Below are 257 nucleotides of genomic sequence, written 5' to 3' on the forward strand. Positions count from 1 at the left end.
CCCCAGTTCATCGCGTTCAGCGGTGATTTTTCCGTAGGGGTTGTAGCTGTATTCTCGCGTTGCGCCGTCAGGCTGAGTCAATTTCAGCAAGCGGCCTGCTGCATCCCACTGATACTGGGTCAGTGCGCCATGCTCATCTTCACGCGCAATTTGTCGGCCACGATCGTCATAGCGATAGCGCTTGATACCGCCATTCGGCCATTGTTCTTCAAGCAGTTGTCCGCGTTCATTCCAGACCAGCCGCTGACAACTGTGAT

The 257-nt window shown here is 54.9% G+C and carries 1 protein-coding gene; it reads right to left on the bottom strand.

Features of this window, described 5'->3' with window-relative positions; all coding sequences use genetic code 11:
* On the bottom strand, positions 1 to 257 hold a 257-nt coding region (locus tag AACY08_RS30215), incomplete at both ends, for an RHS repeat domain-containing protein (RefSeq protein WP_339472752.1).

Source organism: Pseudomonas sp. EL_65y_Pfl1_R83, from assembly GCF_963970695.1.
Classification (GTDB): Bacteria; Pseudomonadota; Gammaproteobacteria; order Pseudomonadales; family Pseudomonadaceae; genus Aquipseudomonas; species Aquipseudomonas tritici.